The organism is Chryseobacterium sp. 2987 (assembly GCF_031456375.1).
In the GTDB taxonomy this organism is placed as follows: Bacteria; Bacteroidota; Bacteroidia; order Flavobacteriales; family Weeksellaceae; genus Chryseobacterium; species Chryseobacterium vaccae.
Genome location: NZ_JAVDUN010000008.1, coordinates 117,967 through 130,450, shown reverse-complemented (window position 1 = coordinate 130,450; position 12,484 = coordinate 117,967). Strand labels below are relative to the sequence as shown.

The window sequence follows — 12,484 nt, the reverse complement described above, 5'->3', positions numbered from 1 at the left end:
TTACCCCGCAACTGGATGGAAAAGAAAGGATTGAGGCAGGGAACAGCTAATGGCGTGAGGAGTATGAGCGGATAGCGGGAAAATGCTCATGAAAATGAAATTCCCATTAGTTATCCGAGCAGATGATTTCCTTAGATTTTGATTATCATAATATCAATATAAGGATTAAATTTTTGTAAATATTATTAAAATGAATTGTATTTTTTGTGATTTCAATTTGTAAATTACGTAACTTAGTCATACTAAAATGATTAAATCTAAATTCTACATAGTATGAAAAAACATTTATTCCCTTTATTTTTGCTGTTATCAGGTGTATATGCCCATGCACAGCAGGATATTTTTGCCATTGCAGGAAAAGATACTCCAAGTATTATTTTCAGTGATTTACGAACCATTGATGCTACAAATGGAACTTCCGGAAAGAAAGTTTTTACTGCTGATTCTCCTGCAAAAGTATTTTCCCAATCCAGGAAAGGTATGGTAACAGAGGATAAAAGCACGTATGCCCATTCGCAGGCGATTATGATGGCAGCTTTGGCTTATGATGCTTCCAATAACGATCTGGTGTATATGCCGATGTTTTCTTCCAATATATATATTTTGAACCCGAATACCCAGGAGATTACTTTGGTGGAAAATACAGCAGTACGAGTGACTTCGTGTGATATTAACTCCCACATAACAAGAATGTCTGCCGGATATGACGGGAATATTTATGCGATGAACAATGCAGGAACACAGTTTCTTCAGATCAGCAAAAAAAGCGGACAATATACAGTAAGTGATCTTGGAATCGTTAAAGATGATGTTTCCAACGGGAAAAATTCATTTACAGCAATGGAAACAGGTTTTGGTGGAGATATGATTGCTGATGCGGATAATAATTTCTACGTATTCTCAGTTTCCGGAAATGTTTTTAAAGTCATTACCAAAGAACTGAAAGCAAAATTTGTTGGAAAAATTACAGGAATTCCTGAAAACTATTCAGTAAATGGGGCTGCTGTGAATGCACAAGGTAAAGTAGTCATTGCAAGTGCCAAAGGAGCAGGATTATACGAAGTGGATTTAAAGTCCCTTCAGGCCAAACTTCTTCCTGGTGAAGAGAAACCTCACATCTATGACCTGGCCAGTAAATATTTTGCAAACGACAGAATAGCATCATCTAGCGCATTAGCAGGAATTGATATTTATCCGACAAGAGTTGATGAACATCTTATCAATATCAGTGTAAATGATAAAACAGTAAAAGGAAATCTTAAACTTACGGTCTTTGATTTCTCGGGTAAAAGTATCATGAAACAGGATTTTGTTGTAAAAGATGGTTCGCTGAATCAACAGCTTTATCTGAATAATATAGTTAGTGGAGCCTATATGATCAATATAACCAATGAATCCGGGAAAATATTATTAAATAAAAAAATTCTTGTGACAGAATAAGTTACATTAATTATACACAGAATTCTCGTTAACTTTGCAGAAAATTAAAGCCCTTTTCAATTAATTTTTGAGAAGGGTTTTTAATGATTATTTGATATTCAATAAATTTTATTTTTCGATATTAAAATGTATTTTTATAAAAAAATCTAGGATGAAGCTATACTTTAATGTAGGATATAATGCCAAAGCCGGAGAGAATCTTCAGTTGGTAACCGTAGATGAGGAAGGTACCGCAGTACAATCCTATACAATGTTTTACGCTGAAAACGGATTATGGAAATGTGAAGTAGATTATTTTTCAAAGACCATATCGTACAAGTATCGGCTTACAGATGGGAAAGGTAATATTCTGAGGGAGGAATTTGTACAGCATCATCTTAATTTCCCTCACAACTATAAAGAGTTTGTGATTTTTGACGAATGGAATAATAAAAATTTCCCTGAAAATTACTTAAACAATAAGATTCTTTATAACAAGCTTAATCAGTTTGTTCCTGAAAAAGTGACCGTTCTGAAAAAGCATACCCATCTTTTCAGAATTGAGGCACCCATCTATAATCCGGACTGGAAAATTGTACTCTTTGGAAGTACAGCCTCACTTGGAAACTGGAATTATGATAAAGCTATTCATCTTTCACAGACCGATTTCGGAATTTGGGAAGTCTCTGTTGAAATCCCTGAAAATGAATTTATTCAATTCAAATACTGTATTTATGATGTTAAAGAAGGAAAAGTAATTGATGTAGAAACAGGAGAAAACAGGTTTACGCTGGCTAATCCTTTGGAAGATGTTCTTCAGATAGTTTCCAATCATTATTTCAGATTTAAAGGATATCAGATGTATCATGATGCGGGAGTAGCCGTTCCTGTGTTTTCTCTGAGAAGCGAAAATGGTTTTGGAGTAGGGGAATTTTCTGATATTAAAGAGCTGGCAGACTGGACAAAGGAAACCAATCTGGGAATTATCCAGATTCTGCCAATCAATGATACTACAGCTAATTATTCCTGGACGGATTCTTATCCTTATGCAGCTGTTTCTGTGTATGCACTTCATCCGCAGTATATTTCATTGGAAAGCCTTGATTTCCCTTTACCGGAATCTTTAGTTTTAGAGTATCAGTCTGAAAAAGAAGCTTTAAATGCCCTTGATCTGATTGATTATGAGAAAATGATTGAAGGCAAATGGAAATATCTAAAAGCGGTTTTTAACGCAGAAAAAGATAAGATTTATAAAGACCGGAATTTTAAGAAGTTTATAAAAGATAATGATCATTGGCTTCTTCCTTACGCCGCTTTCTGTGTGCTTCGGGATAAATATAAAACTCCGAATTTCAACGAATGGAAAACCCATAAAAAATATATTGCAGGGAAAATAGCTCCGTTTTTCACCAGCAAGAGCAAAGATTATGATGCTTCAATGCTTCATGCATGGGTACAGTATCAGCTTCATTTGCAGTTGAAAGATGCTGTGGATTATACCCATAAATTGGGGATTTCGTTAAAAGGCGATCTTCCAATCGGTATTTACAGGTATTCTGTAGAAGCATGGACAGAACCGGAATTGTTTGGAATGGATTTCCAGGCAGGAGCACCACCAGATCAATTTACAGAATTAGGACAGAACTGGGAATTCCCAACGTATAACTGGGAAGCTATGAAGGCCGATGATTACAGATGGTGGAAAAATCGTTTCAAAGCATTGGAACAATATTTTGATGCGATGAGAATTGATCATATCTTGGGCTTTTTCAGAATATGGAGAATGCCGATCTCCGCTGTGCAAGGAATTTTGGGATATTTTTATCCGGCAGTTCCTATCGTTACAGAAGAATTTAAGGCATGGAATATCTCATTTGATTTTAACCGATACTGTAAACCATTTATCAATGACAAGATCCTGTGGGATTACTTTGGTGAAAATACCACTGAAGCATTAAAATATATTAACCATAATAGTGACGGAACCTATTCATTTAAAGAAGAATTTGATACTCAAAGAAAAATATCCGATTTTTTTAAAAAGAATCCTGGAAGCTCAATAGAAGATAAGCTTATTTCACTATGTGCGAATGTATTGTTTCTTACTGAAGAGAGAAACGGAGAAACGGTTTATCACCCGAGATTTAATGTTTATAACACAGAGTCTTACCAATACCTGCCTGAATGGGATCAGAAAGCAATTTATGACTTGTATCACGACTATTTCTTCAGAAGACAGGACCATCTTTGGTATGAGAAAGCCATGGAAAAACTTCCGGTTATCCTGAATGCAACCAAGATGCTGATCTGTGGAGAAGACCTTGGAATGGTACCTTCCTGTGTACCTGTTGTCATGGATGAACTGGCTATTATCGCCCTGAAAGTGCAACGCATGCCTTCTGAAAATATTCCGTTTTATAATCCTAAAAATGCAGATTATATGAACGTGGTAACTGCTTCTTCCCATGACAGCTCTACTTTACGGCAATGGTGGAAGGAAGATCCTGCTTTGACACAGAAATACTTTAATCAACAGCTGATTCAGTATGGAAAAGCCCCTGAAGAAATGGAGGCACATCTGGCGGAAATCATCATGAAGCAACATCTTTACAATGAGGCGATGCTGGCTATTTTCCCAATTCAGGAATTTATGGCAACAGATCCGGAGCTGACAAACAAAAATATAGATAACGAAAGAATTAACGACCCTGCCGTATTTCCACATTACTGGCGTTACAGGATGCATCTGAAACTGAAAGATCTCAAAGCCAGCACAAACTTCAATGAAAAGATAAAACATTGGATAAAAGATAGTGGTAGAATGTAAAATTAACAATTGATTATCAGTCATTTAATAATAAATTGAAAGAAGTTTTATCTTAGGATTTAACTTCTTTTTTTTATTTACATCAAAGAAGTAGAATAGAGATATTCTGCTATATACTAACCAATTAACGACTATCGGGATGAAAAAAATATTTTTGGGATTTGCTTTGGGACTGGCAGCTTTGTCTTCCGCCCAGCAATATCCAAATAACGGATGGGGAGACGACGGATATTATCAAAATGGGAACGGTTATTATTCTGATGAAGATGACCGAAATTATTTCCCTGATGATTATTACTACAATTATCCTCAGGATTATTATCCAAGCGAGTATTACCAGAACTATTATAGCGACTACCGAAACAGTGTTGTCAATATCAACTGGAATGTTTTCTTCAGACAAAACGGGCTGAACCGTTGGCAGATTGATCAGATTTTGCGGCTGAATAATCTGTATGCAAGTTTTTCAGCTTGGGATAACTTTTACCGATATAATCCGGACAGATGGTATTACGACAGATTCTATGCGCTGGAAAGAATTTTAGGACCAAGAGTATTCGTGGTATTCCAGAATAATTATTATCACGGAGGAAGCCCAATCGTTTATTTCCAGAATTACAGAAGAACATACTATGCTCCGAGATATGCAGTAATGCCGAGATACAGAAATGTGAATATCAATATTTATCGTGTTGACCGGTCAAGATTCAGCAGAATGGATAATCCTAGTTTTAATGGATTCAGAGGAAGTGACAGACCGAACAACGGATTCAGAGGACCGGTAAGAGACGGCAGCAATAGTGGCGGTTTCCGTAATCAGGCAGATAACAGAGACAGATCCAATAATTCCGGAGGATTCCGAAACGACAATAACGGGGGAAGAAGTAATGGTGGATTCAGAAGAGAATCTGATAACAATAACGGAACCAGAGGTGGATTTGGAAATAATGGAGGTTTCAGAGGAAACAGTGAAATAAAAAGAGATGCTCCGAGAAGAGAAAACAGTAACGGAGGATTCAGAGGAAATAATAATGGTTTCAGATCTGAAAGCTCCTCTCCAAGACCGCAGAACAATAACAACAGTTCCGGAGGTTTCCGAAGCAGATTAGCAAATAATTAATTTTCATATATTATATTTAAGTGGTGTGAAGGGCAGGTTTTAGGATCTGTCCTTTTTTTTATTTAATTATTATTTTGATAATAAAATTTAACAATTTTTATGAATATGTTCATTTAACTTCTGTTTTAACTTATAATCAAAAAGATGTATAACAATTAATTAAATATTTTTTAAGATGAAAAAATTAGTTTTAGCAATAGCAATGATCGGAATAAGTGGTTTGGCAATGGCACAACAGACTACTCCTCAGGACAGACAGGCAAGAGCTGTAGAGATGAAGCAGAAAATGCAGCAGAAAGAACAGGAACGTATGGCACAGATGCAGAAAGATCTTAACCTGAACCCATCTCAGGTAGCTCAGATTAAAGCCCTTCACGAACAAAGAAAAGCTGAAATGAAAGCCAATTTTGAAAAGAACAAAGATGAAAGAATGGCTAAAATGGAAGAAATGAAAGCGAAAAGAGCTCAAATGGATGCCGATATGAAAAAGATCCTGACCCCTGAGCAATATGATAAATGGCAGGCGGACAGAAAAGCAAAGATGGAGGAAAGAAGGGTAGCAATGAAGGAAAGAAAAATGATGAAAAAGCCGATGAACACGGCTGTTCCTGATGCAAAATAAACGTTCATAATTTTGATTTTTTAATGTGTGAAGGATGGGATTTTTCCCGTCCTTTTTGTATTAATTTTCATTAAAGCTTTTGATTTCGGGCTTTTATTCCCTATTTTTGACTATAAATTTATACTTATGATCAGCGAAAAAATTGCAAAATTAATTAACGAGCAGATTGCTCACGAACAATATGCTGCACAATACTATCTTTCAATGTCTGCCTGGTTTTCAGGACAGGACCTTGACGGAATTGCCAACTATTTCAGAGTTCAAAGCAAAGAAGAGTTGATGCACGCAGATAAAATGTTTGATTACCTGAATGATGTAGGCGGAGAAATCATTATCGGAGAAATTGCAAAACCACCGCATCAGTTTGAAAATGCAACAGATATTTTCGAGAAAGCATTGGAGCATGAGAAAAAAGTAACAAAGAGCATTTTCAATATTGTAAAGAACGCTAATGATGAAGGAGATTTTGCAACAACATCTTTCATGCAGTGGTTCATTAATGAGCAGGTAGAAGAAGAAGCAAGCGCTTCGCAGTATGTGACGAAGATCAAGATGGTATGTGACAACCCTTCTGCATTATATCTTTTCGATCAGGAGCTGGCTCAGAGAGTTTTTACTCCTAATACTACCGCTTAATATCCATAATAAGCTAAAGAAATAGCCCCGCCGTTCAGAGAACGGCGGGGCTATTTTATTTTATTAAAAGTCTGGAATGGGTAGATTCCTTAATGAAGATCAGATAATCGAAATCAGCGGCAATATTGGTTTTCTGAAACTCTTCCGGAACTACCGTGGAACCGGCTCTTCTGAATTTTATTTCATCCCTGGTTATCCATCTTGCAGCCTCATTATTTTCTTTTTTAAGGCTTTTAAGGTCCAGAATGAAGATAGGAATGTCTAGGGAGTTCAACAGATATTCTGCTGTACCTTCATAGGCTGTTTGTGCAGGAAAAGGACCAGTTGTTTTGGACTTTCGGTCAAAAGCAGTATAATTTCCGCTGTAAAATGCAAACCCGAAAGTGACATAATCATTTTTTAAATCACGTTTTAAATATTCTCCCATCTTTCCTTTGTAGCTGTTGATATGACCGTTATGAGCTGAAATAATCATTCTGAAATCAGGATTTTGAGAGATGATCCATTCAATATTCTGGGCCATATAAAGATCTCTTTTCATCGCTGATTTATCTATATTCTGTTCAATGATGCGGAGATTCTGAAGAAACCAGTTCCTTTCTTTCTCATCTTTTATTTTCTGGGAAGATACTTTGAGATTTTCAAGAAGAGTGTTCAGAGTTTCTTTTTGACTGCCGGTAATATCCGTTTTTTTAGATTTACCATTACTTTGTGCAAATATTTCAGAAATCTGGGCGGCATCATTTTGTGAAAAATTGTTGGCTGTGCAGATTTTCTTTATTTCTTCTGTAGCACCGTTAGTAAACAACATATCAAATCCTGTGAATTGTACTTGATGAGAACTGGTCTCATTGTATTTTTTAATCCAGTTGATGATTGATAGCATTTCCTCAGTCTGCCACGTCCAGAATCCCATTTCATCCAGAAAAGCTTTAGGATCCCCTTTTCCACTCATCGTATATTCGTTCATCATGTAGGATTCAGGCATGGACGCCTCAAGAGAAAATATACTGAAATTTTTATTAGGAACCAGGTATCTTACCAGTCGGTCTTTCATTTTATAAATCTCGCTGGAACCATGGGAAACTTCTCCCAACGCAACAATTTTAGAATCTCCGATTAATTTATCAAATACATTCAGATCAGAAGTTTCAGGATACCCCGGTTCAACAGATTTTAAAGGATAAATGAATTTTTTTAGATAAGTTTTCTCTTCCTCCGTCAAACTTTTTTTCTGTGCCTGGACATTGAAAGATATAAGAAAGATGAGGAGAGTAAAGGTTGCTCTGTAATAATGTGTCTTCATGGCTTATTTTTTGTACCGCAAAACAAAGTCAAAAAATAATTTATTTAAAAAAATCAGACATAAAGTTTTATTAAATTTTGTTTTAAAAAGTTAATAAAACTCTAATTAAGAGCCTGTACTTAACATCAGTCTGTAATAAGAATTTCTGATTTTAATATAGGTTTGAAGCTGGGAGGGGGAAGAGGGAAGTTATGAAGGTCATTAAGAATAATTATTTATTTGTTTTTTACTTTTCTTATAATATTAAAATTTTATAGTGACTCTCAATACATATAACTAAAAGTAACTTCCAGCTTCCAACCAATTTCCTTAACCCTAATCCATTTATCCTTTATCTTTTCTGCCTTCGCCTCAGTATTCTGACAGAAATGAAGAAGGAGAGAATGGCCGAGAGAAAACCATATACCAAAGCAATAAAAACATTTCCCGTAGGCATATATCGGTGGCCATCTGTTGTTACAGGTGGACTGATATAGTCTGCTGTCTCATAAACTGCCACCATTGTAATAATCAGTATGGCAATACTTATAAGAAAAGAAATAAGGTAAATTTTCATGGTATAGAGCTTTCATGTTTATCCCTTAAAAATAAGAATGTTATCCGGATTAGAAGTGAAAATAAGATGAAGAATTACTGAAGTTTTTAAAATAAAAAAAGACCATCTTTAATGAAGATGATCTTTATATATGGTAATAAGCAGGAATTAAGACGGCCAGAAACCGAAGTACTTAGAGTTACCGTAATCGATAGTTTCTGCACTTACGATAAAGCTGATCAGCATACTGTTTTCATCCACTGCATCAAATTCTACCTGATGCTGGACTACATAGCCGTTTTCCCAGCTTAAAGTAATAAGAGTACCTTCTTCGTGAGATTTATTGAATGTAATTTCTCCTGTTGTAGGCTTATACTTTCCGTTGAGTAAGCTTTCCAGAATGTCTGATTTTTCCGTTGCTTCTACTGTAATTTTAATAAGTGCATTAGAGGGATCTGACGCTACACGTCCTGAAACGTCTGTAGATCTAGATACGCTGTAGTTCAGCTTTAATAATTTTTGACCTTCCCCACCATTGAATTTTAAAATTCCTCTTGAGTTTGCTGCCATGATAATAAATTTTTAATGGTTAATAATATTTGCATCAGTGATTGTACTACAAATGTATATTACTTTGTATTATTCTGGAAATTTTTTCACATAACTTTCAGATTTTGTAGTACTTCTACGATTTGATGTAGTACTTCTACGATTATGGCTAATATAAAAAATTTATAGATAGATCAGTTGTATTTTCAAAACTTTTCTTCCCAGCTTTTCCAGAATATTCCGGTATCCTTCAATCTGTAGCTGATCTTTTTCTGTTGGCTCTCCGGTTTTGAAATCCACGATAATATATCCTTCATCATTTTTTAAAATACGGTCGGGCCTGAATAGATGACTTTCACCATTTTCAGAGATCATAATATCCTTTTCATTGATCACCTGCCAGCTTTCATCAAAGAATTCAGCATACTTTTCAATGATATGGAGTAGCGTTTCCTCTATCTCGTTCTTTTCTTCCACGGTGATCTGTCCTTCCATCACATACCGTTCCAATACTTTGGCGGTATCTTTTTTCGTATTGATTTTTGAAAGCAGCTCATGTACAAAAAGCCCTATTCTTACCTTTTCATTTCGAACCTGATAGTTTTTGGATGGAGTAGCGATTTTAATAGAAGTACTCTTTTCATTCACATTTTTCAGATGCTGAATATCTTTGGTCTTAAAGGAAGATATTTTATCTTTTGAATGCTTCTTTAGACCTTCAGGAGTTGTTTCATACAGATCAAACTCATCCGCCTGATTTGTATTTTTACCATTGAAAAACTCAAGTAACTCAAGATTGTTGGACGTTTTATTGGCTTTTTGAAGATAAAAGAACAATTGCTCAACAGGACGGGTGGTTGCTACATATTGAAGGCACAGTCTGTCAATAAGGTTTTTATAGGAGTTTTTTTTGTTGAATTTTTCAATTTCTTCATCGTAAACTTCCAGTGTTTTGCTGAACTGATTGATATTGACGGATTTCAGAGCATCATCATTCTGAGTATCAAACCAATTGGTAAATTCGCCGTCCCGGTTCTTGTTCATCATCGGAATAAATACGATCGGGAATTCCAGCCCTTTAGACTTATGGATAGTCATAATCTGCACCGCATCTATATTTTCCGATGCCTGAATGGTATAGGCAGATGCTTCTTCATCCCAATATTTCAAAAATTCTTTGGTGCTGGCTCCGGCATTCTGGGTGAAATTGAAAAGCATTTCCAGAAAGTTCAGGAGAAAATCGGTTTCTTTATTTTCAACAGAAAATTCGTTGATATAATATTCCACAAAATTATACAGATTGAATCTTGGGAAATGATCCTGCTTTAGCTTTAAAGTATATTTTATCTGAATGAACTGAAGAATGTCCTCATGTTTTTCAATCTCCAGGATCTCTTTCATTTCCAGAGTGAAATCTGCCATATGAATCCTGCCTAAAGTATTCAGATAATACATCAGCATGATCAGATTAGTTCTGTTTTTGGGATTAATCTCCCACCTCAGGAATTCAATAACCGCTTTCAGGGTATTGGAAAGTTCCAGGGTAAGCCCTTTATCCGAAATCGTCTTGATGTTGGTTTCTTCACCAAGGTAATTTACTTTCAGATTTCCCAGTTTCTGTGAATAGCTGAAAATATCAAAATTTCCACGGCATAAGATCGTGATATCAGAAAACTTAAATCCGTTGTCAAGGCTTTTCTGAATATCTTTCCGCATTCTTTCAGACGTGTCGTTGTAAAAATCTTCATTGGTGAGATTTTCAATGAGACTTACCTTTACACGGCCGTCAATCTTCGATTTCGGGTTTTGCTCAGCATCTGTTCCGAAAATATTCTGATGTTCCTCTTCCAGCCCCTCAGAATGATACCGATAAAGTTCGTTGTTGAACTGAACAATATTTTTAGCACTTCTCCAGTTGTCTTTCAGTACCAGAAGATCAGCCTGTCTCGGAGCAAATTCCTTTTTATTGATAATATCCAGCATCAGCTTGCTCTCCCCGCCACGGAACCTGTAAATACTCTGCTTGGGATCGCCCACCAGTGTAAAAGAAGTATATTCTGTAGAAACACTGTGGTCACGCAGCGGAACAAAATTCTGCCATTGAAGTTCCGAGGTATCCTGAAATTCATCAAAGAAATAATGCTGAAACTGGGAACCTACCTTTTCATAAATAAAAGCAGACGGCTCATTTCTGAGATTTTCATTGATCAGAATATTGAATTTTGATAACAGTACCAGATCATTCTCCTCTTCAATCTTTCTCAGTTCATCCTGAATATCCTTATTAACCTTCAAAGGCAGTAGGGCCGATAGGATTTTTTCTTTCTTTTGGGTTTCAATATATAAAAGGATCAGCTGCATCCTGTTAGCAAGAAGCTGATCGAGAATCTCAAAAATTTCAGGTTCCTTATTCTTTGATTTAGAGGAAGCTCCTTTTCTGTAATTATTGACAACGGATTCTTCCTGGGTCGTTGGAAAAGGAAAACCAGGTCTTTTCTGCTGATAAAAGTCAATAACTTTCGTGAAAAATCCTCCGATTCCGTTTTTACCCTGCGCAAAATCTTCAATCTCTATATTTCTGGAACGGAATAATTTCACTGATTCTTCAGCTAGTTCTGCCGATTTTTTTTTATTCTGAACAATCTCTTTCCGAAGCGTATTTTTGATATTCTCATAATTCGTATCATCAAAATCTTTATTGCTTTTCAGATGCTCGTAATGGATATCTTTTACGAATTCTTTGGCCGAATCGTAAAGGTTTTTATTGAGGTTGATCCTTTCGTTGTTTTCAAGACTGTAATCCACATAATCCATGAAAGAGTTCGAGATCACATCATTTTCCCCGATCTGATCCAGCATTTTATCAACGGCCTCAATCAGGAATGGTTCCGCTTCGATTTCCAGATTAAAGTTTTTGGCCAATCCCAGCTCATAAGAAAAACTCCTTACCAGCCTGGAATTAAAACGGTCAATCGTTCCGATGTTCAGGGTTGAATAATTATGAAGTACATAATCCAAGAGTTTCTTTGAGCGGATATGAAGCTCATCGATGGTAATTTTCAATCCTTCTGCTTCAAATGCCAGTTGGATATTTTTAAGATCTGCATTGTCTGCAAAATTATCCGCAGTGAAATTTCCCAGCCATGACAAGATTCTTTCTTTCATCTCGTTGGCAGCTTTGTTGGTAAACGTAAGTGCCAGTATATTCCTGATCGACTGCTGCTGATTAGGATAACGGAGACAAATCATCAGAAGTCTCTGAACAAGGGCATATGTTTTTCCCGAGCCCGCTGAAGCATTGATGACCGTATAAGAATTATGCATTGCTGAATTTAGAATTGAATCTGCAAGTTAGCTAAAATTTAAGTGAAATTTTAACAATTATAATGGGCTCTTTAACACTTTTACAGGCAAAATTCAAAAAGAAATCCTAAAACACGTTAACTGTGGTTAAACTTGTAGTTTGCTTT

General features: G+C 35.9%; 9 protein-coding genes. 5 read left to right on the top strand and 4 right to left on the bottom strand.

The features are described from left to right. The first annotated feature begins 273 nt into the window (after positions 1 to 273). The 5 genes from J2Y40_RS20460 to J2Y40_RS20440 all read left to right on the top strand — a co-directional run bounded on the left by J2Y40_RS20460 (position 274) and on the right by J2Y40_RS20440 (position 6,624). On the top strand, positions 274 to 1,440 hold the full coding sequence (locus tag J2Y40_RS20460; RefSeq protein WP_153397756.1) for a T9SS type A sorting domain-containing protein: 1,167 nt from the start codon (positions 274 to 276) through the stop codon (positions 1,438 to 1,440). A gap of 151 nt (positions 1,441 to 1,591) precedes the next feature. Then, complete coding sequence (locus J2Y40_RS20455; protein WP_310001031.1) at positions 1,592 to 4,246, top strand: 4-alpha-glucanotransferase; 2,655 nt, start codon at positions 1,592 to 1,594, stop codon at positions 4,244 to 4,246. A gap of 139 nt (positions 4,247 to 4,385) precedes the next feature. After that, positions 4,386 to 5,366: a hypothetical protein gene (locus J2Y40_RS20450; protein ID WP_153397760.1), complete on the top strand. Its 981-nt coding sequence runs from the start codon at positions 4,386 to 4,388 to the stop codon at positions 5,364 to 5,366. 175 nt (positions 5,367 to 5,541) lie between these two features. Beyond that, positions 5,542 to 5,988 (top strand): hypothetical protein, encoded by a 447-nt coding sequence (locus J2Y40_RS20445; protein ID WP_153397762.1) that lies wholly within the window; start codon positions 5,542 to 5,544, stop codon positions 5,986 to 5,988. Positions 5,989 to 6,114: 126 nt separating this feature from the next. Then, positions 6,115 to 6,624, top strand: a complete 510-nt coding sequence (locus J2Y40_RS20440; RefSeq protein ID WP_153397764.1) for a ferritin — start codon at positions 6,115 to 6,117, stop codon at positions 6,622 to 6,624. 55 nt (positions 6,625 to 6,679) lie between these two features. On the opposite strand, the gene J2Y40_RS20435 is transcribed toward J2Y40_RS20440, so the two are convergent. The 4 genes from J2Y40_RS20435 to J2Y40_RS20420 form a co-directional block, all read right to left on the bottom strand. Continuing rightward, the gene (locus tag J2Y40_RS20435) at positions 6,680 to 7,930 is read right to left on the bottom strand and encodes an erythromycin esterase family protein (protein WP_310001028.1); all 1,251 of its coding nucleotides are present in this window, start codon (positions 7,928 to 7,930) and stop codon (positions 6,680 to 6,682) included. Between the two features lie 331 nt (positions 7,931 to 8,261). Further along, complete coding sequence (locus J2Y40_RS20430) at positions 8,262 to 8,486, bottom strand: hypothetical protein (protein WP_310001025.1); 225 nt, start codon at positions 8,484 to 8,486, stop codon at positions 8,262 to 8,264. Positions 8,487 to 8,633: 147 nt separating this feature from the next. Beyond that, positions 8,634 to 9,035: a type VI secretion system tube protein TssD gene (gene tssD, locus J2Y40_RS20425; protein WP_185152003.1), complete on the bottom strand. Its 402-nt coding sequence runs from the start codon at positions 9,033 to 9,035 to the stop codon at positions 8,634 to 8,636. Positions 9,036 to 9,197: 162 nt separating this feature from the next. Continuing rightward, positions 9,198 to 12,353, bottom strand: coding sequence for a UvrD-helicase domain-containing protein (locus J2Y40_RS20420; RefSeq protein WP_409017728.1), 3,156 nt, complete (start codon positions 12,351 to 12,353; stop codon positions 9,198 to 9,200). Positions 12,354 to 12,484: the final 131 nt, after the last annotated feature.